This is a genomic window from Zymomonas mobilis, assembly GCF_006715975.1.
Classification (GTDB): Bacteria; Pseudomonadota; Alphaproteobacteria; order Sphingomonadales; family Sphingomonadaceae; genus Zymomonas; species Zymomonas mobilis_B.
On the sequence record NZ_VFOF01000007.1, the window covers coordinates 1 to 21,744 of the forward strand.

Annotated in this window: 17 protein-coding genes and 1 pseudogene; 10 read left to right on the top strand and 8 right to left on the bottom strand. The window is 44.4% G+C overall.

Annotated features, from left to right (window positions below):
* Positions 1–1,117: 1,117 nt before the first annotated feature.
* Together FBY58_RS09620 and FBY58_RS09160 are read right to left on the bottom strand one after the other, a co-directional pair.
* Positions 1,118–1,264, bottom strand: a pseudogene (locus FBY58_RS09620) (hypothetical protein); the annotation flags it as partial.
* Positions 1,261–1,752, bottom strand: a complete 492-nt coding sequence (locus FBY58_RS09160) for a hypothetical protein (RefSeq protein ID WP_141920742.1) — start codon at positions 1,750–1,752, stop codon at positions 1,261–1,263. The pseudogene FBY58_RS09620 and the gene FBY58_RS09160, both read right to left, overlap by 4 nt.
* A 274-nt stretch (positions 1,753–2,026) precedes the next feature.
* Here FBY58_RS09160 and FBY58_RS09165 point away from each other — a divergent pair, with 274 nt between their 5' ends.
* The 4 genes from FBY58_RS09165 (at position 2,027) to FBY58_RS09180 (ending at position 4,543) form a co-directional block, all read left to right on the top strand.
* Complete coding sequence (locus tag FBY58_RS09165; RefSeq protein WP_141920743.1) at positions 2,027–2,296, top strand: ogr/Delta-like zinc finger family protein; 270 nt, start codon at positions 2,027–2,029, stop codon at positions 2,294–2,296.
* Entirely contained in the window at positions 2,286–2,603 is a 318-nt protein-coding gene (locus FBY58_RS09170) for a hypothetical protein (RefSeq protein WP_141920744.1), read from the top strand. The genes FBY58_RS09165 and FBY58_RS09170 overlap by 11 nt, the downstream gene beginning before the upstream one ends.
* A 124-nt stretch (positions 2,604–2,727) precedes the next feature.
* A complete protein-coding gene (locus FBY58_RS09175; protein ID WP_011078096.1) occupies positions 2,728–2,979 on the top strand; it encodes a GapR family DNA-binding domain-containing protein in 252 nt (83 codons plus the stop codon).
* A 106-nt stretch (positions 2,980–3,085) separates the two neighbouring features.
* The gene (locus tag FBY58_RS09180; protein ID WP_141920745.1) at positions 3,086–4,543 is read left to right on the top strand and encodes a helix-turn-helix domain-containing protein; all 1,458 of its coding nucleotides are present in this window, start codon (positions 3,086–3,088) and stop codon (positions 4,541–4,543) included.
* A 138-nt stretch (positions 4,544–4,681) separates the two neighbouring features.
* Here FBY58_RS09180 and FBY58_RS09185 read toward each other — a convergent pair whose 3' ends face one another.
* Complete coding sequence (locus FBY58_RS09185; protein ID WP_141920746.1) at positions 4,682–5,356, bottom strand: Abi family protein; 675 nt, start codon at positions 5,354–5,356, stop codon at positions 4,682–4,684.
* 390 nt (positions 5,357–5,746) lie between these two features.
* Between FBY58_RS09185 and FBY58_RS09190 the strand changes: the two genes are divergently transcribed.
* The 3 genes from FBY58_RS09190 (at position 5,747) to FBY58_RS09400 (ending at position 7,951) form a co-directional block, all read left to right on the top strand.
* Positions 5,747–6,313, top strand: a complete 567-nt coding sequence (locus FBY58_RS09190; protein ID WP_185738209.1) for a Panacea domain-containing protein — start codon at positions 5,747–5,749, stop codon at positions 6,311–6,313.
* 807 nt (positions 6,314–7,120) lie between these two features.
* The gene (locus tag FBY58_RS09655; protein WP_409373550.1) at positions 7,121–7,369 is read left to right on the top strand and encodes a DUF6538 domain-containing protein; all 249 of its coding nucleotides are present in this window, start codon (positions 7,121–7,123) and stop codon (positions 7,367–7,369) included.
* 369 nt (positions 7,370–7,738) lie between these two features.
* Complete coding sequence (locus FBY58_RS09400; RefSeq protein WP_221624828.1) at positions 7,739–7,951, top strand: hypothetical protein; 213 nt, start codon at positions 7,739–7,741, stop codon at positions 7,949–7,951.
* Between the two features lie 498 nt (positions 7,952–8,449).
* Here FBY58_RS09400 and FBY58_RS09205 read toward each other — a convergent pair whose 3' ends face one another.
* Positions 8,450–9,445 carry a YiiX/YebB-like N1pC/P60 family cysteine hydrolase gene (locus FBY58_RS09205; RefSeq protein ID WP_141920749.1) on the bottom strand — a complete coding sequence of 332 codons (996 nt, stop codon included), beginning with the start codon at positions 9,443–9,445 and terminating at the stop codon, positions 8,450–8,452.
* A gap of 665 nt (positions 9,446–10,110) precedes the next feature.
* Here FBY58_RS09205 and FBY58_RS09660 point away from each other — a divergent pair.
* From FBY58_RS09660 to FBY58_RS09220, 3 genes are all read left to right on the top strand, one after another.
* A complete protein-coding gene (locus tag FBY58_RS09660) occupies positions 10,111–10,311 on the top strand; it encodes a DUF6538 domain-containing protein (protein ID WP_409373551.1) in 201 nt (66 codons plus the stop codon).
* 1,786 nt (positions 10,312–12,097) lie between these two features.
* Positions 12,098–12,310, top strand: a complete 213-nt coding sequence (locus tag FBY58_RS09610) for a transposase (RefSeq protein ID WP_260432199.1) — start codon at positions 12,098–12,100, stop codon at positions 12,308–12,310.
* Between the two features lie 567 nt (positions 12,311–12,877).
* Positions 12,878–13,966: a lipase family protein gene (locus tag FBY58_RS09220; RefSeq protein WP_260432196.1), complete on the top strand. Its 1,089-nt coding sequence runs from the start codon at positions 12,878–12,880 to the stop codon at positions 13,964–13,966.
* Between the two features lie 210 nt (positions 13,967–14,176).
* Here FBY58_RS09220 and FBY58_RS09225 read toward each other — a convergent pair whose 3' ends face one another.
* The 4 genes from FBY58_RS09225 to FBY58_RS09240 all read right to left on the bottom strand — a co-directional run bounded on the left by FBY58_RS09225 (position 14,177) and on the right by FBY58_RS09240 (position 21,739).
* A complete protein-coding gene (locus FBY58_RS09225; RefSeq protein ID WP_141920752.1) occupies positions 14,177–17,293 on the bottom strand; it encodes an ABC transporter permease in 3,117 nt (1,038 codons plus the stop codon).
* On the bottom strand, positions 17,293–18,180 hold the full coding sequence (locus FBY58_RS09230; protein ID WP_260432197.1) for an ABC transporter ATP-binding protein: 888 nt from the start codon (positions 18,178–18,180) through the stop codon (positions 17,293–17,295). Before FBY58_RS09230 ends, FBY58_RS09225 begins: the two co-directional genes overlap by 1 nt.
* Before the next feature lie 68 nt (positions 18,181–18,248).
* On the bottom strand, positions 18,249–19,964 hold the full coding sequence (locus FBY58_RS09235; RefSeq protein ID WP_141920755.1) for an ABC transporter ATP-binding protein: 1,716 nt from the start codon (positions 19,962–19,964) through the stop codon (positions 18,249–18,251).
* Positions 19,961–21,739 carry an ABC transporter ATP-binding protein gene (locus FBY58_RS09240; protein ID WP_141920756.1) on the bottom strand — a complete coding sequence of 593 codons (1,779 nt, stop codon included), beginning with the start codon at positions 21,737–21,739 and terminating at the stop codon, positions 19,961–19,963. Before FBY58_RS09240 ends, FBY58_RS09235 begins: the two co-directional genes overlap by 4 nt.
* Between the last annotated feature and the right edge of the window lie 5 nt (positions 21,740–21,744).

Consider the following 21,744-nt stretch of genomic DNA (forward strand, 5'->3'; position numbering starts at 1 on the left):
AATATAAATAAATTGTAATGATTAAATAATATCTAAATATATAAAAATATATGATTTTAAATACCGTATTGGTTAAATATTTATTATAATAATATATGGATATATAATTATTAATTATTTAAGTTTATAATAAAAATGTAGTATTTTTCAGGAAAATATTCCATCCAAAACACTAAACTCCATTATTTTAAGTTCATTTGATAAAAAATTTATAAATATTTGAAAGAGTAATTTGAAATCGAGTTTTTAGGAAACAGATTGGATGCATGAAGACCTGAGCGACGAGGGTTGCTGGTTATAGAGGATTTCTCTTTAAGTGAACGCATCCGCTAGTGGCATGAGTGTCAAGGTAATCGGTTCGAATTTTAACGGGGTGCTTTATGCCCTTCGAATAGGTTGCCTATGGCGAGGCATAGATAACACTATAGAAAATGGAATTCTGTCTATGTTCGGTTCCGCAAATGGGCAAACAGGGTGTCTGGGATACTTTTTTAGAAAGCTTGATTGGCCTTGGTTCTGACTATGACTGGCAATATATATAGTGGATATTACGATTATCGAGATCATAGCCAAGCAGTTGGTGAAGAAAGGGGATGGCAAGCCTTTGATTGAAGCAGCGGTAGTTTTACAAGTAAGATTCCTATGCTTAGAAGTCCTCTCGCTTTTGAGATGAAATGAGATGAGGGTGTCTAGCTCGTTTTTAGCTATATGCCGCTTTATAAGGCTAAATACAGAGGGTTCAGGGTATGTTTGAGCTGATAGCTTTGAGCAAAAAACAGGGGGTCAATTTTACCGCGGGCTTGGATGGCATCGAACGCAAGGGGGCTGAAAAAACATTATTGAAATAATATTATAGAAATTAATGAGCTATATTATTCTGCGCTAAAGCAGTTCATCTAACTGTCGATCTGACTTTCGTTCTCTTTTATAATCGCGTTTAAATTGAGATGTTCGCTCAATCATCCCATCCATCAGAGATTGAACGCTGTCGAGTTTTTTTAATTTACCGGCGTGTGCGTCCTTCATAGCAGCCAATGTCTTTTTGTTCGGAATCCAAAGGGTCAAAAGACAGAGCTTTTTCTTGAACAACTTTTGTCAGCATCATGCGGACAGCATCAGATACCGTTAGACCGATGCTTTTTGAGAGAGCAGAAGCTTCCTGTTTTAAAGCTGTATGTGTCGCAGTGAATAAAAACTTCTGCCTGTTGGAAAATAACCAATATAAAATTGGGAATTGGCTATTCAGGAGGAAATGATGAGTTATTCAAACAGGCTAATCTGTTCTAATCCTCGAGCGAACTTCTGGGATAATATTTCAGCCAGATTTCTTCTCTCTTCGAGGGGAATACTCGTCTCAACAGGAGCCATTAAACCCAAAAAGAGTTTCTTAAGGCGACTACTATCAGGCAATCGGATTTTACCGGTGCAATCCTGCTGTTTTTGGATCTGATCTGCATATCTAGGCAATTTCAGAGGCGAATCTTGGACTTCGCTGGACAGCGATTGAGGTAAAGGATGGTCTTTGAACGCTTGTTCAACGTATTCAATCCAGACAGGTATACTTTTTATCCGCCCGCTTTCAAGAAATGAAACTGCCTGCTGTCTCAGCTGCAATTCATGCCCCATTTTTTGAGCAGATTTCACAGCTTCATTGGCTAATTGTTTTGCGCTCCAGCCTCTTAGCAAGCGCTGCCAACGTACCCAATGAGACAACTCGTCTATTTTTTGCAGTCGTTTGTCGATGAACGTCATAATCAAAGAACATAAAATTCAAGTGATTACGATTCAGCTAAATTCGATCGGTAAAAATCCGTTTTTTTATTAAAATTTAAAAAAATATAGATTTTTGTTTAAAATTTGGTATTTAAATTAAACACACAATAACGCGAGTCAATTTGATGCGAATGGAAAAGCTCAATTATAAAATTACTAGATATTGCTTCTGTAAAAATTATAAATTTTTGAGTGATTACCAGAATCGCGCAAAAAAACTAATAACCGTATCACGCTAGATCGTAAATACACGATGATAAAAACAATAACATTATCCGCTAATAAAACAGATATTCCCTCAGGCTATTGTCCTTATTGCGGCGCGCGCGTGTATGTTTTGTCTAGCCACAAACAATCGGAGTCGATCCGAGACAGTTGTGTCGAATGTAATAACAAGCGATGCGGTCACCGCTTTGTATTGCAGATTTCATTTATTCACACAGTTGAAGAGCCAAAGTTTTTTGATGTCTCGCTGAATCTTCCGAAATCTCCGAAATTAAAGGCGCGTCAAAATGACAATTAAAGCAGCCGAAAATATGCCTTCCTTGGTCGATGACGAGATCAGCAGATTCAAGCAGAAGATCAGCAACGCCATGTATCTTTATATGGGGCAGATGGAATGCGGTCTTCGCCTGTTGATGGATCGCTTGGAAGGTATTCGTCGGGCAGAAGAGACCCGCTCTTATGCTTTACTGGAAAATGTCTCAAAAGATGAATTAATAAGATTTAATACTGAAATATTAAGTCTTATCGAGGTGATTAAACGTTCGGCAACTACGGCCAATGAGGGCTTGAACGGCTTTATCCAAAACTTTGGTTCGTCTTTATGACCCATTGTTTTTTCAGCCTTTCCTATTTGGAAAAGACCTGTTCTCTTTCCGTCAGTTCCAATCTTGGGTTTCTGGCCGATGCCTATTCGGCAATCCCTTATCTTCTCATTGGAGAGACTGTCTTATGAGTTCTATTCATGCGACCGAAGAGCTGACTGAAAAGCTCCAATCCATTATCCGTCTTGAAGAAGAAAAGGCACGTCTGGATGACCAGATTGCCGAGGCTTATCGGGATCTGAAAGGCCAGAAATACGACATCAAGAAGGCGAAGCTTGCGGTTAGCCGTTCGCGGAAAGGGCATCCTGAAAATTCTATTCGTATTCTGATTAACCAGATCGTCAATGATCGGGCGATGAGCCGGAAGCTTGTTCCGTGATCAGAACCGGCGTCCCTTTCTTCTATCTCTCTATCTCAAATTCAGGCCTGCCACAGCGGAGAATCTTCGCTGTGGCTTTTTTGCGTCCAAGACCGGAGCCCGCACAATGACCGCCTCTTCCTCTTCATCATCTCATTTCGTGGCGTCATCTCCTATGTCTTCTTCACTTAATGCCGATCTGTCCTCTTCTGTGAACCTGTCGGACACCTCTGTTCTTTCTCCAAAGCCTGATCTCGCTGCTGAGGAATTTAAAAATGCCAAAAAAAGGGAGCCTATCGGTGCGACATATGACCGCCAATCATCTTCCTTGGCCAATAACGTCGCCCCCGAAATTACGGCCTCAAATACCAATAGTGAGGTTACAGCCTCCGCATCAGATTTCGACGAGATCGAATATTTTGATCAGATGGTATCTAATGGATGTGATCCTGAAACCGCTGCCGATATCGCCCGCAAAACAGCTATTGCAAGACGTAGAGACCCTCTCGAACGAGCCACCCGCTATAAAACCCGCCGTCGGACTCCTGATCCTGTGCATCGGGATTCTTATGAGGTGGGCGAACGTGAGAAGTCGGTCTGGAAGCCGGTCAATCCGCAAGAGATCGGTGCCTATCTGGAAGCGGTCGATCAATATTCGATCAAAACCAAGGGCTTAAGCGATAAGGCCGTTCGTCTTCTAAAGATGCTGTTTCGGATGGTCGACTTTAAGACTGGCCGTCTGGAGCCGACCCTCGACACAATATGCGATCGTGTCGGCTATGCCCGTGCGACGGTCGTCAAATTACTGCGGCAATTACAGGATTTAGGCTTCATCCGCTGGATACGCCGATCAATCAAGATCAAGGCGGACGGCAAAGGCCCCCGCCGTAAGCAGACCAGTAACGCCTACGGCTTCTTGTCTCCCAAGGCTTGGCCAGAGTTGGCCAGACAGGTTTTCGAGCGTGTGATGCGCCGGAGGAATGCGCCTATTCCTGACGATATCGACCACGCCCAAGAGGCGGACAAAGCTGAAACCAAGGCCATCATTGAAAGCTTGCCGCCCGAAGATTTCGTCAAAGCAATATCGGGCGATAAAGAGCCAACAGAGTTAACAGATTCGCTCATACAGCTAGCCAAATCTATCGAGCGGGCAGAACAACGGGAACAAGAAGCGCAGGTTAAGAAGGCAGCACAGGCTGACCAAGAAGAGGTTAAAACATCTTCTAAAACACTCAAGGAGGATACCTCAAAAAAGCTCCAAATTTCGGACAACCAACGCGAGTTCAATTCTTATACTCTATCCTGTTATAATTATTTTAATAATAACGGCGCTGATCAATTTAAAAACGAAAAAGGGATTAAGGACTGCACTGCTCGTGCTAACGCAGGCAGTGCAGACGCTATTTGTGATCGAAAACCTGATAAAGATCCTTTCTTCTCAACTCTTAAAACTCGCGGTTATCGCCCCGATCAAATCAACGCCTGCCTCGAAAACAGAGATAAACGGAAAAAGAACGGATGGATGCCTCTGTCACCCGATGAAACCGCCCGCCTCCTTATACAAACAAAACAGATGCGCCCATGACAACGACGGCTATCCTTCTCAAAGCATATCGTCCGTTAATCTCTCGGCGCTGCTCGCTTCGCTCACAGGCTCGGCGAAAAAGAAATTTGCCTTTTGGGAGGCTATTAACTTCTAACAACTCGCATTATCGAAATGTCTTTAAATAGGTTTATTCTCTAAAAGCGTTTCGACATGGCTTTTACTGTTATCCATCATCCAATCTGCAGTCGGTCTTGAGCGATATCCAATCAAACGAACAATTCTATCCCAGTCAGCTTGTAGATCTCTTTCAAATATAGGCTCATGATGGGCTATCCGATTACGCAGCATCCGAATTTCACCCAAATCTCTATAGAGACTCTGTCTCTGGATTTTAATCTCTTGCTGTGGATCAAGATTCGGGAACACGTTCAACAAATAGGGATCCCAAAGCCGTTTATCATGGCGCTTTGTGAACATAGCCTGCCAGAATACAAAATTCAGTTCTGGTATTACCTTTCCGGTCGTTTCCGCCTTCAAACAGGCTTTGTTTACATCCTTCGATGCGCTGTATCCTGATTTTATAATCGGAAGGCTTCGTCGGAAACCTTCTGACCACGGCCACTGATCTCCATAGGTATAGGATAGCGCTTCCGCTACAGCATTTCGGGTCGCTATTTCTGTTATATGAAGGGGGGCTAGCAATGCGCCGGATAGCTGGGCATTCCACACATATAAATCCAGAGCGACGAGATCATCTTTTCCCAATGCCCTGACTGTGTCTTCATATCTTCCAAGTCGGGGAGCCGATAAGGTCTTTCTGATAGAGGTAATCTTGTCTTGAATTGACAGCATGGCTACCCATTTATATAATCAACCACATATTCGCCTCGGGTCTTTGTTGGCTTATGCCTCCCCCTGAGGACAAAAGATACAAAAAAGACCCCGCCGTAAGCGAGGTCTTTTTTTATCCATTTTCCTGTATTGTATAAAGTCTTTGCTAGCCTGACGGAAAACGTAATTCTATGGTTAATCGGCTTTTTACTATCACGACAGTGTTTTTCGTTAATGTTTTAACCCAAAATCCATACGTTTTTTTAGGCCGATTTCACCAAATCGGAAATCACCTGCTTTCCGAAATTTGCCGTCCGTTCACTCGCAATTCGAGCATATTGGATGAGTGTTGCTCGACTATTCTAAATGTGATATTAAAAGTAAGTTATGAGTAGCTCTGTATCTCCACGAATGGCTCCTGATCGAAAAAAGATCCTAGAGGTAATCCTTTTTCTTCTTGAAGAAGGGGAGAGACGTGGACTCATGCTGACACAATACGATATTGTGAAGTCAGTGTTCCTTGCAGACAAAAAGCATCTGGATGAGTTCGGGAGACCGATCACGTTCGATAATTATACGGCGATGAAACACGGTCCGGTTCCCAGCTTCACTTATGATTTATTGAAGCCGACGGCACCAAAGTCTCTCTGGCAATTCTTTGGACTAGATGAGCCTCCTTGGATTCGCAAGGAGAGAGCAGGTACGACAGCTGCTGAATATTCGTGTCCAGAGCGCCACGCCAACCTTCGCAAGCTTTCAGCGACAGATATCGATGCTTTGTGCTCCGCACTGACCGTGGTGAAGTCCCTCCGCTTTGGCGATCTTCGAGAATACACCCATAGCAATAGAGCCTATATTGCTGCTTGGCGCGATGATGACGCAGTAAGAGCTTTCGACATGGACTATCGCTTGATCCCTGACGTAGATGATCTGGACTTAATTGACGATCTTGCCTACGCTTCACACCACTGCGACTAATGGCTCAGCCGGGAGAAGTGTGCTCCTTTTGGAGCGATCACGGTGGGAAGCAAAAATTTCATCTATGCATAAGCATGCAAGGATGTTTCCTCTATCTTAATAGTCCAAAAACAAAATCCTACCCGGGGGATTTTGTTATATCCAACAGAGATGTTCCCTTTCTTCCTCCAACAGCGGACGGAAACAGCATCATATCCTGCAACGTCCTCCTTCGAAAAAGCGACGACGATCTGTTATCTGAGGGGGCTGATTGTCTTGGCACGGTACCGCTTAAGGTCATGCGCCAGCTTGTGACTTTTCTTGAAGGCACGCCTGTCATGGCAGAAGATGATCGCTCTGACGCGCTTGATGGTCTGTACGATTGGGTTGGGGTTTAGGGGCAACGACATCGCTAACACTTTCGACATTGGTTTAATCATGATCCACAGCAACAATTCCCGGTTTTATCGAAGATTCCTCCGACAGTAGTCTGTCTGCTCTCCCCCTGAGCAGTTTGTAAACCATCGCGACACAACGTGTCCGCTGGTTTCCGCGGCTGGCTATCCTCTTTTTTGAACGAGCCAGCTTCACGCCACACATGGTTTCTTCTCTCTTTTGGCTTGACGCCCCCAGAGTGTTTAGCCAAAATCAAAGGTAGAAAATTCAACCAGAAGACCGCGTGTCATTATCCGCTGTCTGTGCGGCTGGTTCGAGTCCCGCAGTTCGCACCACAGACATCTGAAAATACACGATTTTTCGGCTGATAGAGGGGTAAAGACTGTCTTTGCTCCATCGTCCTTCCCTACTTGAGGGAAGTTTGTATGCTTCGTGTCCGAGGCACCACTTACCACTTCCGCCCCTGCCCTGCGAGCAGCCTTAAACCGGCGGGGAATCTGGGTTTCCTTGAAAACCGGTTATCAGAACGAAGCCCGTGAACGGGTGTCTCTGCTTCACGCCAGAACCACAGAACTCTTCTCTCAGGCTCATCTGGGTCAGAGAGAGCCAGATCGAGGGACTGCGGGATTTGCAGAGCTTCATCTGCTCTGGAAACGGGGGCCATGCCAGTTTCAGCATTGATGCCAAAACTCCGGACAGTTAAGAAAACGGCCAAAGCACCCAAAGCCCAACCTTTAATGCTCTCCGGTGCCCTGAAATGCGCCAGCGCCGACACAAAGAAAGCCACCTAACGGGCGGTAGAGCTGTTCCTGCAAGCTTTCGGAGACGGAGAAGGCTGGGGCATTCCGTGACCTCCTATTTTTCCTTCCGGCCTCACTGGGTAAGCGTAAAAGCAGTCTTACCCTTGAAGAAGAGGCTCATAGGGCCAGAGAGGAAGGTTTACAGACCCTGAGCGGGAAAAGTGTGAAAAACCACATGATGCGTCTCTCCTCCCTCTGGGACTAGCTACACCAGCGGGAACTGGTCACCCTCATTGCAGCCTATTCTGGCATGAGGCTAGGCGAAATCTGCACCCTGCGGAAAGAAGACCCCCAGACCGTTGACAGTATCCCTTGCTTCCTCATTCGCCCACACCCCGAAACAGGCTGGTCACTCAAGACAGAAGCTGGCACTAGTGTGGTGCCAGTCCATTCAAAGCTGATTGAAGCCGGTATTCTGGCTCTTAAGGATACCACAGACGGCCCATACCTCATCCCCGGCTAAAAACAGGGTATCAGGGGCGTAGTACTGGGACGAGCGTTCTCTTTGCTCAAGACCCGTATCGGCCTGCCAGCGGAAATCACATTTCATTCGTTCCGGCATACCGTTTCCACACAACTCAGAAACGCGAATGCCTATGGATTGACCGCCTACTCGGTCATGAAGCAACCCATAAAAGCCAGGGGACCACGACCTATCTGACCAGCATTTCAACAGCCAATTTGCAGCAAACCATAGCAGCAATAAGCTATCCAGAAACAGCCTTCAAAAAGGGAACGTTTTAAAAGGGAGCCAGCAGTGTCAAATGGCTACCCATTCGACAGCAGGCAAGGGGGAGAGACCTCCCCCGTTGCCCCCCTACAGCGCAAAAAAATAAGGTTTGACCCAATGGCTGCTTACGCCTCCATTTCCGTCATTTATTTAAGAGCCATCATACCTAGAAAACGGACTCAATCAGACATTTCATATTAAGACAATGAAATATTATTCCGATTTAAATGATTATTCTATACAGTTTCTTTTGGCCCAATCGCGGGCAATTTTCAATCTTATTCTTTCATTATCCACTAGAGTTTTATATAGTTGTTTTAATAAAAGGAAAGTTTTTAGTTTTGTTGTTTCGTGAATTTTTTCATAAAATCTAAGTTTTTTTGTATATCTTTTTAAGATATCAGATTCAGGACCACATGTTTTTTTATAATAGTCGATTATTTCTTCTTTGTTGCTATTTGCTACCGTGTCAATCTGTCCTGGAATATATCTCCATGGATGTCGACCAAGCTCTATCTTATACACCTCACAGTATTTGGATTTAATGTAAATTGAATATATTTCTTCGTCACGATTTCTATTGTTTAATAGAAATAAATTTACATCATTCAATGTTTCTATTGAATTATCAATTTCGCGAACTTTTTTTAAGACCTGCTGTGTTGAATAATCCATATTATTCTTTATTGCCGGAAGAGCTTCGTTGTATGAAGTCAAAAATTCTTCTGATATTTCTTTTGTTGGATTTTCCACATAGGAGAATAGTTGACTTTCTAATATATCGCTTGGTTTGCAATAGTCAGGTTCACGTGATACAAAAACTCCGGCTTGAGAGTATGCTTGAGCGACTAGTCTTGAACAAAACTGTTTTCTAGTTGCAGGCGGCTTGGTTAATTTTGTTAGAATTGCCTCTTTTATTGAATATCTAGATCCAATTTGGTCTTGAGCATATCGAATGATTTTATCAAGTCTTTCATCGGATAGTGATTCTTTTAATCGTAATACGTAAACACAATCCGAAAGATCAAAAGCAAGGCGTTCAGGATTAGAGGAAAACACTCCTTCTTTTACGGCATCAATTATAAAACCGTTATCGATCCATAGGGCAGCATGCGATACTTCACTAGAAGTCATCACACGAATAGCTTTGCTAATTTTATTATTTGAAGAAGTTAATATTATATCACCCCTTCTCATACGAGAAGCGTCCAATATTTTTTTTGTCATTCTAAACTTTTCTTCATTGGTAGCGCATATATATAATTGATATGCATTATTTATTTAAAATCTCTTGAGATCATCTGTGATTTACTCTTATCTGTCAGTAACAAATCTTCCACTGATCCTGTTTGAATTATCTTATTGTTCAGAAATTTTGAACGAAAGGCATATTTTTATCCGGACAGGAGTTTGTTGGTTCAATCGTGTTATAAACTGAGCGTAGCTACCCGCTCTCTTTGCCTAAGAGCCGACCTTCCGCTCTCCCCCCAATTCTGACATCTAGAGGGGGTTCACGGGGAAGAGCAATGCTCTCCCCCCGGACCTGTTGTAAACCATCGCGACACAACGTGTTCGCTGGTTTGCACGGCTGGCTCTCCTCATTTTTGAACAAGTCAGCTTCACGCCATAAATGGACATGACCCCTTTTCTCTTTTGGCTTGACGCCCCCAGAGTGTTTAACCACAACTAGAGGCAGAAAATTCAACCAGAAGACCGCTTGTCATTATCCGCTGTCTTTTCAAGATGTTGCGAAGCTGACCTTGCGGGTCAGTGAGGGTTCGAGTCCCGCAGTTCGCATACCTTAAAATGTTGATTTTATTGAGAAACTCTAAAAGAGGTGAAGTGTAAACTCGCTTCTCCATAGTCCTTACTCCAAACTGGAGAAGTTCTCAATGCTGGTTCTCGTAGGCACTCACTACCATTTTCGTCGCGTCGTCCCCGTTGCCTTAAGGCCCCTGTTCGGCAAAACTGAATTCTGGATTTCCCTCAAAACAGAGAACAAATCAGACACTAGCCTCTTGATTATGGCCTTTTATAATCTGGTTACCAGAAATGATCTTTTTATGCTGCATGCAGACATCATTAGAAAGTAGGAATATGTTATTGATGCCAATGAGTTCAAGATGGCACAAGAACTCAAGCTTGAAATCTCTATTATCAGTATAGCTCGCTATAGAGACTTTCCGAAAAGCAGTTGGGACTTTGATCGGATAAAAAATCCTTACCGTGCTTCAAAAAATAATTTTGCATTAGCCAGATTAAACAAAATAAGGTGGACAACGATGTTCGTAATTTTAGGGATCAATAAGGTGATAGGTAGAAATATCATCGACTGCGATCTGCCAAGCATTCGATAGCCCGCTTACCATCTCGAACATATAAATGGTGGCATCTGCTGACCATTTATATGCCAACTACTGGTTCTCTAGAGCAGAGTTTCAAAACTCATTACTTGAGGCTATGTCATCAGGATTCTACGAAAAATGATTTTGACCTGTTTGGAGTGGTAATCCCACCCAAGCCCTCGGCGTAGAGGTGTCGCTTTTTATGCATTTTTTGATCTTATGCAGGACAGCCATAAATAACCTAAAATACTGCCTTAAAATAGCTTTATTCAATGAAATACGGCCGGAAATCTCTTATGCATATTTATGCAGCCTTGTCCATTGGTAGCTTCCTCTGTTTTCCTGTTAAAATACTCCTTGTTTCTCAAAAGCTATGTTCTCTTTTTTATCCTCGGGATTGGGCTTCAGTTAGCTATGAGCAGAGGATTTGAAAAAGATAGAGTGTGGGAAAAATCAGACCGGTATAATTATAGCAATCAGCTAGTCAAAATGATCAGGGAAATATAATGGAATATACAGGCTGGATAGAAGTTTGGATCACTTCTTTTTTGTCGCCTGTTTAGTAAATCAGCCCTTCATTACAGAAGAAGATGGGGAGGTAGAGGCTATGTTCTACATCATCCATTTTTAGTCAAGGTTTATGGACGGAAGATTGTAAGCCCAAAAAGCATTAGGATGTTTTCTCAGAGTAAAATACGTCCTCTTCTTGGTCCAATGGTCATGTACCTTGTTTCTTGCTGTAGAGGTCCCTCTGAGCTGATAGAGATAGCCAGCTTTTGGCTTTCGGAAAGGTGGATCTCTTAACTATAGCCGATCAAGTAGATTAATTCTTTTTAAAGAAGCAGTATCAAAACCCATCAGTTGGTATAAAAATATCAAGAGAGGTGTTTTTTTATTATACCCTTAGCGTTCGGTGCCAAGCCCAACCAGCTCCCGCCATATAAGTCGCTTTTCTACGCATTTTTTAGTTCGACACAGGTAACAAAATATCGCATAAAATAGCCCCCAAAACGCAAAGTTTTTAAGAAAAATGCCCATTTTTACTGTTCGCAAATAAACGCATGCTCAACGCATTTTGTAAAACGTAAAAAAGATGCAAAAAAAATGATTATTTTCTCAAAACCACCTTAACCAAAAAGCTAGTGGAAAGGACTAACTCGGTAACCATCTTATATCTGCTCAGGTAATGCTTATTCAAAAAGAGGAAATTGAGTAGAGATCTCTCTGAATTGATCCAAGATATCTGGAAACCAGCCGAGGTGTTTACCAAAGTCTGAAACTTGGATAACTGACTGTCGTTAATGAGTTGAAATGCTGGGGATAGAGTAACCTATTCAATCAAAAAGATATCATCAATATCAAGGACCAATAGATCTTTAATACTCTGCTGAAAATGTTTTTTACACTTTTTGGACTCGATATTAGGTTCCGTTGAAAAAGGAGAAAAATCAAGATTTGAAATGACAATTTGAAATAAAGTTTTTGTAGTCCAGATAGGACTGCGCGAAGATCTACGGACACGCAGTGGAAGATAATAGAGGGGCTTCTTCTAAGCGAACGAGGCCGCTGCGCACGTCCCGCAAAAAATAATCAGTTATTTCTCAATGGTATATTTTATGTGCTTCGAATAGGCTGCCTGTGGCAAGACATGCATAAACGTTATGGGAAATGGAATTCGGTCTATGTTCGGTTTCGTATGTGGGCGGAATATGGTGTTTGGGATGGTCTTTTTGAAACCCTAGTTTAGGGTGGCTGATAGATAGCACGATCATGTGAGCTTACAATCAAGCGGCTGGCGCAAAAGGGAGAAGCTCAAGGAAGATTTCGGTTACAAACAAGATCTACTCCCGTTCGGATGGTCAGGGTTGGCCTCTAACTTTCGAACTAACAGGCGGTGAGGTCTCTATTATTCTGATGCCAATAGCTTGTAGAGATTCCTGCCGTAGCACTACGACGTTTTCTCACTTTTTTATCTCGCGGCTATAAAATTGTGGCTATCTTCTATGTGTTAACAGAACCTAAGCTTCTGGATATTTTCCTAATTTATAGAAAATGCTGTCGTATATTTTTAATTTGATATATTTTAAGGATTATCTTTAAAGTATCATATGGTTACAATATCATTTAAATATATATTTATTAAATTAGATGCTTGTAATTATATAAAATACAATATTACTATTGCCGGAATAATATATAATTACAGGAATGGTATTCAGTGCCTTTTTCTTACTCTATATATAAGAAACTCCGTATTTTTGTAGGTATATCTTGTTGTTTTATTGCGATTCCAGGATATACGGCTTTGGCGAAAATGAAACAAATGCCTGGTTTCGTAACGGCATCGTCCTTTTTACCAAAAGCCTACAGCCTTCCGGGCGCAGGACGTTCCTTACGCATTACTTATCTTTCGACCAATGGCGTAACGGGGCAAGGTCTGGTGCCTGTCACGGCCGAAGTTATTTTACCCGCAGGGAAAGCACCGGCCGGAGGCTGGCCCATTGTCGCATGGGCTCATGGAACGGTGGGTGTCTCGAATAACTGCGCCCCATCGCGTAACCCTTGGTCGGAACGCAATAGCCGCTATCTGTCCGAATGGATGAAACGAGGCTTTGCGATTGTCGCAACCGATTATCAAGGTTTAGGAACGCCTCTCCCCCATCCTTATTTGAATACAAGGGCTGAGGCTTATGGCCTGTTGGATGCTGTAAGAGCGGCAATCTCTTCCGCAGCCCCTTTGGAAAACAAAATAATGATTGTGGGGCAATCCCAAGGCGGAGGGGCGGCCTTTGCTTCAGCAGCCTTTGCCCCCAAATATGCACCAGAATTGAATATTCGAGGCATTGTGGCGACGGGCACCCCCTATATGACACCCGAACTTTTAAAACAGATTACAAAGCCATCAGACAATATGGCCTATAATCCAATGGTGGTATATTCTCTTTACCTCGCGCAAGGCTTTGCTGGCTATCATCCCAGTTTTAAGCCCAGTGAAATTTTTACAGCTCGGGCGATGCCTGCTTATCATGCTGCCGCCAAAATTTGCGTAGGGCCATTAACCGCCAAGGTTAAAAAAGAAGGTCTGAATTTCGATAATTCTCTTAAACCCGATTTTTCTGAAAAAATTGCTCCCGCCTTAGCTGCAATGCAGTATCCGATGATGAAGCTTAAATACCCACTGTTCACTGGGACGGGTGAGCTTGACAAGGATGTGCCCCCAGCTTTGCAATTAGCTTTGGTGAAAGCGGCCTGCGCGGCAGGAACTACCGTTGAAGTGCATCTTTATAAAGGTTTGGATCATAGCCAGACCGTTAATGCGTCTCTGCCGGATTCGGCTGTGTTCACAAATGCCGTTATGTCGGGAAAAACAATCACTTCTCAATGCGAGGCGGTTCCTCAGTAATTGAGACGGATTTTTCTGAATATATCGGGATCCGGGGATTTGCGATCAGATTAGAAATAGGAAAGAGCCGTATAACGCCAAGGCTTAAAGTGAGTGATACGCTATGTCGGGTCATTCGAAATCGCTAAATTTTTCTGCCTTTTCCGATAATTTGATTATCGTCTGTAAGGATAGGATGGCATCAGTGCCATCCTATCCTTGATTGATGGATCAATTTTTATGGCTGTTTGAATCGATTTTAAAATCGGGACGCCATCGATAAAAAAGATCAAAACCTGTTTGCAAAGCCGCATAGGGCTGATCTGTTATATCGGATGGATTACGAGGCAAAATCTTTGAAGCAGCTTTCATCTTTTGTTGTTTCTCTTGTAATATTCCAAGAAAATAGGAGGTCGTTTTCTGGTCATATTGAGTGGCGACGGCCTCTAGTCCCAAAGCGATAGAAAAGCCTTCTTCCATTGCCATCGCATGGGGCGAGGACGGTGCCAGAAAACGGGCATGATACCATGATCGTCCTATTTCACGTCCAAGCGTAAATGTTAGATAAGCCCGAGCTTGCGGTCGTCTCATATCATGTAACCATCCTCGCCGTTCGGGGATATAGAGGAGTGAACCACTTGATCGCGCTTCGGCCAAGGCCTCCTCATCGATAAATTGGGGTGTTTCCACAATATTGAGTGCTTGAAAAGGGGGCGACCCAAAGCGACGCACTAGATGGTCAAGCACTAAGAGGGTTTCTTTACTGATGGTATCCAAAGCCTGCCCGTGATTTTTACGGAATGTAAAGGTTATGGGGATAGGGGCTGATTTTGGATGTCGCCAAAGAAGCTGTTTCTTTTCTACCCCTTTTACGGCGATGATCAGCGGATCAAGGGGGGCGTTATCAGCTGTGGCTTCAAGGATGTGTTGTCCATCATGAATTTGCTCTGTCGAGGATATCCCGCTTGTATAGAGACGGAAGTCGGATGGTGCAGAGATTTTTATGTCGATCACGACACGTCCAGCCGAATCATTTAAAGCCGAGCGAGACGGATCATCAACTGGCAACGGCCTTGATGGTAAATGATAGCGAAAGCGTTCATTTGTCTCTGCAAGCTCGCGTTTGCGATCATAATTCAAGCGCGGGAAGGCATTATTGTCCAATATGACAACATCCCGACCTATCGGCCATGCAAAAGCACCATCAACAAAACCCTGCCATCTGGAATGAAGCGTAAAATCGATGGTTGTTTTTTCTCCGGCAGCCAAGGGATGATCAAACCGATAGATTTGAACCCGTTCCCGATAATCGTCATGGCGGAGAGAAAGACCCAGCGATTTATTGGCCAATTTTAGGCGGCTATTTTCAGGTATATTAACTAGGATAGCCGTGATCGGGTTTGAATCGGGATTGGAAACAGTCCATTTTCCTTGGGTCGTCAATAATCCGTTCGCGGGATTGACTGAAATTGCCAGTGCCATTTCAGTGATGAGTGGTCGCGGTTGGTTCCGCCATTGGCCATAAAGCTGTTCATATAGTGCTTGATCGCTATAGTCTTCTTGCAAGCTCTGGGTATTGTTCACTTCATATAAGTCGCGATGTATCGTGGCACCGGCTGTCAGCGTTACTATAAGCATGGCCGCTATGCCTGTGAGCGCTGGCCATTTTATGGTGATGTGACGGATCCGAATATAGAGGGGCTTTTGTTCGCCTCGAAGGTCTATATGGGAGGCCAAAACAACGATGATGCCGACTATTCCAAGCCACCAAGCCGCATAAAGCAGATGCCGCCATGTGTCGGCATCAAGCACTGAAAAAGCCGAAAAAATCATTGGCTGTGGCACGCCAAAAAGTGCCAGCCTTTCATTGATCGTGCCGGTTTCGTGCATGGCGATCCCGCCCCATAAAAGGATCAGGGGCAGCCCTTGCGCGAACAGCTTCTTATGCGTCAGAAGGTCAAGCGCCAGCGTTAAGACGCCGAATTCGATCAGCGGGAGAAAAAGATGTAAAAAAATCGAACGGATAAAATGCTGTGGTTCAGTTTCCAAGAAACCATTCGAAAATTGGAAAATGATAATCGACAGGCTTGGTAAGAGAGAGAATAATAGCGCCATATAAATAATAGCGATGAGCCGTCCGCCGATCAGGACGTTTCCGGGGGCGCTTGTCGCCGATATCAGGGACAACATTTTGCTCTCTCTGTCGCGTGCGGCAATTTCGCCCGCAAAATAAATCATCGCCATGGCGAGTATCATGTAAAGCGAAGGCTGGACGACGGTAAATAAATATTGGGCATAAGGGCGCATCTGGTTTTCGGGTAGCGCGTAGGCTGATTCAGCGCCCCATGCACTGGTGAGACCGAGCACGACCAAAGCGGCGACAATGACCCGAAAAACAGGTAATCGGATTGTGGCTGACCAGTGAATAGAGGCCAGATGGAGAAGAAGGCCAAGTCGGCTATCGCTTTTGATATACAATAGCTGTCTCGGGGTATGTTTCCGGTGAGAAGAGGACGGCGATGATTTCCGTCCTTTATTGAGCATATCTTCCAATCTGAAGCTGGCAGCTCCCCATATCAAAAAAATTGCCCCTATGGTGATCCAAATTATTCTGTTGCTGATAAGGATCATACTGGGACTAAGAAAATGGGCTGTTCTTTCAGGCATAGACCAAAATAAGGCCTGCGCATCTAGCGTTTGTTTCCCTATTGGGTCGATCAATTCAACCCATGTGTGATGGCCTGCTGAGGCTTTGAAACTGACAAAGAATAAGGTGAATACCGCCATACTTAAAAGCGCAAAGCCGTAGCAAAATAGTAAACGGCCTGAACGAGCCGCCAAGGCAAAATGAATACTGCCATAGATAAAACAGGCGGGTAGAACCCATATGATGGTCGTCCAGCCAATATGATTCCAGAGGGTGAAATGGCCAAACATTTGCCCGCCACCGAGAGCATTGGCGATCCATGGTATGACAATAATCGTGACAGGAACGCTCATCATAACCATGACAGTTATGACCATGCCTGCCATATATTTTCCCCAGAAATAGCCCTCTTTGGAGATGGGTGCCGTATAGACAAGGGGTGCCATTTTGGTTCTGATATCCCGCAGCAGGGGAGCGGCCATCAACAAAGGCCCCAGAACCGCTACCCAAAAAGCCGAATACATGCCCCAATAATAAATGACAAAGCTGCCGTTATGCGGCACGCCGCCTCCGCCAAGATCGGATGTATCAGCACCAAGAAGTGCCGAGGCGGTATAGCAGACCAAGACAACCATCAGTAGCCATGGAACCCATGAACGCAAGCGTCGGCTTAATTCGTCTGAAAAAAGGCTCCAAAACATCAGTTTCCCCTGTCATTCTTTTGCAGAACAGCGAGAAAATAAGCGTCCTCTAAATCGGGTGTTTTTGGTGTAAAGCCTTCTGCTGGCTGGGTTTCCGACTGAATGACAACCAGATGTAATCCCCGATGTATTCTGCGAAAAACAAGCTGTCCGCTTTTGGAAATTTGGTCAGCCCTTTCCCTATCAACCAAGGCTTGCCAAAGCTGCCCTGATAATGACGCGGTTAATTTCTCGGGGTCTCCTTCCGCCATAATCCGACCTTGGTTGATAACCGCAATCCGGCGACAAAGATTGCTAACATCTTCGATAATATGCGTTGAAAGTATGATGGCGGTATTCTCGCCAATATTGGCAAGAATCTGATTAAATCTGTTCCTTTCTGCGGGGTCTAGCCCTGCTGTTGGTTCATCCACTATCAGTAATTTGGGATGGCCGAGCAGGGCTTGCGCGACGCCAAAACGTTGACGCATCCCGCCCGAATAATCACTAACCGGTCTGTTTTTAGCCGCATCGAGATTGACCATTTCGAGTAATGTTCCGATCTGATGCTCTCGTTCAGCGGCGTTCGAAATGCCTTTGAGACGGGCAAAATAATGAAGCAGCTCTTCTGCACTGGCACCCGGATATGTCCCGAAATCCTGAGGGAGATATCCCAGTTTCGCGCGCATCTCTCGAGGGGACGCGAGCGCATCTATTTTCTCCAGATGGATGCTGCCACTATCAGGGCGTTGCAAGGTCGCGATAATACTCATTAAAGTCGATTTGCCGGCACCATTAGGCCCCAGTAGCCCGAAAATACCTGAAGGCACATTGAGTGAAACATTGTTCAATGCATGAACGGGATTTTTGCCGGGGTATATTTTACTTACCCCAGACAACCTAAGCATTGCTTTATCTTTTTTTAGTTGAGGCAATATAATCCTCCAATGTTTCAAATTGAATTTGATATTGTTGTTTAGGTTAATCTTAATTGTTTATTCCACATATTATAATAATATGATTTATTATTGATCAAATCTTCGTGGCAGCCTTCCTCTATTATAGATCCTCTGTCCAAGACGATGATCTTGTCGGCTGCTGTGAGTGTATTTAGTCGATGGGCAACCATGATAACCGTCTTGCCTTTTATCAAGCTGCTGATGGCTCTTTGAACGGCATATTCCGATTCAGAATCCAAAGAAGCTGTCGGTTCATCGAGAATGATAATCGGGGTATTTTTAAGTATAGCGCGGGCGATAGATATTCTCTGGCGTTCGCCCCCCGATAGAGATGACCCGACTTCCCCGACCAAGGTATCGTATCCTTGGGGAAGTGAACAAATGAAGTCATGGATATTGGCTGATTGGGCTGCGTGAATCAGCTCTTCTTCTGTGGCTTCGGGGCGACCCATTAAAATATTGGCGCGGATCGTATCGTTAAAAAGCCAGACATCTTGATAAACAATAGATAAAAGGCTGGATAACTGGCTTTGTGTCAGAGAGCGGATATCAACCCCGCCAATTTTGATTTCGCCTTTGGTCGGGTCTGCAAAACGGGCGATCAACTGAACCAGTGTCGTTTTTCCACAGCCGGAAGAACCCACTACACCTGTCAGGGATTCTGTCGGTAACGCCAGATCAATATCGTGAAGAACAACCGGTGAGTCCGGATATTCAAACATGACCTGATTAAAGTTGATGTCGAATTTTTGAGGAATGGCCTGCGGTTGGAGCTGGGGCAAGCTCTTGCTATTCAGAATATTCTTAATTCTTTGGAGTGATATCTCTGCGATTTCAAATAATTTACTGATCGCTGCGATCGTGTTGAGCGGTTCGATAATATGAACCGCGATAATAACCAAAGCGACTGTTTTCGGAATATTTAAACTGTGTTTTTGGGCAAGATAGCCTGCAAAAGCGATCAGAATCACAAGGGCGAGTTGCACAATAAATTGACAGAGTGAAATATAACTGGCCGATGATTTGTTGCCGTGGCTTTGGATATCTTGTTGGTCATGAAAAACGGCCTCCAGACGAGGCGATTTCGCGCCAGCTTGCGATGTGGCTTTGAAAACCGCCATCCCTTTGACATATTCGATAATACGGGAGGCACTTTCTGCATCGGCTCTGTCGAGATCGGCTGAACTACTATTGTAGATAGCCTGTATTTTATACAAAATCGGCAGCATGGCGATCAGGGAAACCGCCAGAATTAGCCCCATTCTGTAATCGAACAAGGTTATGGCGACCCATAACAAAATGGGTAACGAAACAACTTCAACAAAAATATTGGCTAAGGATGACAGGGCATTGGCGGCATTCATGACATTGCTGCCCATGATTTCAGAGAGGTCGCCGACATCTTTTTCTTTTAATTGCAATAAAGGCATTTTGTATAAAGTCTCGGCGAGACGAATTCTTTGTTCGCCTATGACGCATGGCCAATATTGGTAATTAAAATTCATGCTTTTGAGGCGGAAAAAGACTTCAACAACAATAGTTGCCGCATAAAATCCGACCCATGACCATATTTCAGTATTCGGCTTGTCGTGGCATATCGCCATCATCAGCGGCACCAGAACCGCATAGGATGCCATCTGAATAAGTGTCGCGATTATTGTATAGACAAGGGATCGCTGGAAATAACGGGCATAGCTTCCTGCAATCTCCATCATCAATTTATAAATTTTCACGAGAGACCTCCGGAATCTTTCTTGCCTTTATCGAGATGCCAATGGCTGCTTTCTTGATAATGCTGCCATATTTCGGCATATTTCCCTTGTTTTTGTAGTAATTCAGCATGTCGCCCGCCTTCGACGATATGGCCTTGTTCCATCACCAAAATCTGATCTGCATCCATGATTGTCGCCAGTCGATGGGCAATCACGATGACGGTTTTGTGCTGTGATAGCGTTTTTAAGGCCATCTGGATTTTGGCTTCACTTTCGGGGTCAACCCATGCGGTCGGTTCATCCAGAATGACAATCGAGGCTTTGGAAAGTAAGGCTCTCGCAATTGTAATCCGTTGTCTTTGACCACCAGATAGACGGTTACCACCATCGCCTACTTGGGTTTGGTAGCCTTCTTCCAGATTGAGAATGAAGTCTTCGGCCTGTGCCATTTGAGCGGCTTTCCTGATCTGCTCATCACTGGCGGTGGGGTAGGCTAGCGCAATATTCTCGGCGACACTCCCTGAAACGAGAAAAGGCTCCTGAAAAACAAACGCAATATACTGTAATAAAACCTGACTGTTGATATTGCGGATATCAATATTACCAAGCCGGATTGATCCGTTGGTCACATCCCAAAAACGGGGAATAAGGCGCGCGACTGTCGATTTTCCTGAACCCGAAGCCCCCACCAAGGCGCAGACTGTTTTTTCGGGAACAACAAAACTGATATCATCCAAAGCGGGTTTTCTCGTGTCATTGTTATAGCTAAAGCGCACATGGTCGAATGTAATATCAAATTGGTGCGGAATCTGGGGATGCGCCGGTTCAGGCAGGGGCTTCATATCCAGTAATTCACAGATACGACTGGCCGCAGCCTTTGCCTCAGAAAGCATTTGCGACAGATACATCAACGGCATCACAGCTTGCACCGGCAAGCTACCGATCATCATTGCGAGCAAGAAATCACTGAAGCTGATCCAGTGGCATTGCAGCATAAAAATACCGCAGGCACTTATCAGCAGAAGTGTCGGTAACGGAGTAATGAAAATATTATTGAGTTTGCTGGATTGGCGTGAAAAAGCCAGCCAGACGGAAACCGTTCGAGTGAAGGTGTCTATAATGCCTTTAAAACGTTTTAAGGCTAGACGGTCGCCATCGAAAGTCCGGATGACCGGCATACCCTGCACAAATTCGATAACTGCAGTATTTACCGCTTCGCTGGCGTTATTGTAGCGTTTTTGTTGCTCGGCAAAATCACGGGTCATAAAATACATACATAAGCCGATAACAGGCAGCATCAGGCTAACGACAAGGAACATTTTCCATTGTATAATCAGCAAAACAAGGAGCGCAGCCAAAGGTTGGCTAAAACCGACCCCGACGAAAGGTGAGGCATCTGCAACAGCAGCATGTAAGCCCTTCACGTCGTTATGCATGATTTTTTTGATACGTCCCGCGCCAAGCTGATAAATGTCTCCAAGAGGCAGGCTTGCCAATCTATCTGCAATATTTTCGCGTATTTTGACTTCTAGCCGATAGCTGGCTTCATGGGTGGTCAGATCAGCCATGCTTCGCAGACCAAATCCACCACTTAGGCCGGCTAATCCGCCAGCAAGATACATCCAAAAATTTTTCGTTATTGGTTCGAAAAGCTGCGAGACCGCATAGGCGCTAAAGCTTAAACCGATAACCGTTGAAAATCCCGCCAGAATACCAAGAAGCATTCCTAAACGGATTTTTGATTTTACTATGGGTAACAAAGCGACCAATCTGGTAACGACCTCAAACCCTCTCATACGAC